At 33.5% G+C, this 1,085-nt stretch carries 1 protein-coding gene; it reads left to right on the top strand.

What is annotated here, in order from left to right:
* Positions 1–131 precede the first annotated feature (131 nt).
* Positions 132–911 (top strand): APH(3')-VI family aminoglycoside O-phosphotransferase, encoded by a 780-nt coding sequence (locus CDG56_RS16705; RefSeq protein ID WP_014386410.1) that lies wholly within the window; start codon positions 132–134, stop codon positions 909–911.
* The last annotated feature ends 174 nt before the right edge of the window (positions 912–1,085 follow it).

The raw sequence follows: 1,085 nt of genomic DNA, 5'->3' as shown, positions 1-1,085 counted from the left end.
TACCCCAACAAAACAAGGTGGCTTAACTAGAGCGGAATATCACTTATAAATACGCTTTTAGTTGTTCAAACAAGTGGGACCACCTCTCTCGCATTTGCGGGGTTTTTAATGCTGAATAAAAGGAAAACTTGATGGAATTGCCCAATATTATTCAACAATTTATTGGAAACAGCGTTTTAGAGCCAAATAAAATTGGTCAGTCGCCATCGGATGTTTATTCTTTTAATCGAAATAATGAAACTTTTTTTCTTAAGCGATCTAGCACTTTATATACAGAGACCACATACAGTGTCTCTCGCGAAGCGAAAATGTTGAGTTGGCTCTCTGAGAAATTAAAGGTGCCTGAACTCATCATGACTTTTCAGGATGAGCAGTTTGAATTAATGATCACTAAAGCGATCAATGCAAAACCAATTTCAGCGCTTTTTTTAACAGACCAAGAATTGCTTGCTATCTATAAGGAGGCACTCAATCTGTTAAATTCAGTTGCTATTATTGATTGTCCATTTATTTCAAACATTGATCATCGGTTAAAAGAGTCAAAATTTTTTATTGATAACCAACTCCTTGACGATATAGATCAAGATGATTTTGACGCTGAATTATGGGGAGACCATAGAACTTACCTAAGTCTATGGAATGAGTTAACTGAGACTCGTGTTGAAGAAAGATTGGTTTTTTCTCATGGCGATATCACGGATAGTAATATTTTTATAGATAAATTCAATGAAATTTACTTTTTAGATCTTGGCCGTGCTGGGTTAGCTGATGAATTTGTAGATATATCCTTTGTTGAACGTTGCCTAAGAGAGGATGCCTCGGAGGAAACTGCTAAAATATTTTTAAAGCATTTAAAAAATGATAGACCTGACAAAAGGAATTATTTTTTAAAACTTGATGAATTGAATTGATTCTAAGCATTATCTAAAAATACTTAATTGTCTTTTAACGTCGCTAAATTTTAAATAAATAAGTGAAGAGTGTTAGTGGAGCCACTGATTTAAAGTTGGCAGAGTAAAACTTGAAGTGCGACATAAACCACCTAATTAATTTAAAGGGTTTATGGAGTATATAAAATTGTCATA

This window comes from Acinetobacter sp. WCHA39, from assembly GCF_002165385.1.
Taxonomy (GTDB): Bacteria; Pseudomonadota; Gammaproteobacteria; order Pseudomonadales; family Moraxellaceae; genus Acinetobacter.
Note: the sequence above shows the minus strand (reverse complement) of the source record. Positions and strands in the feature narration are given on the sequence as shown.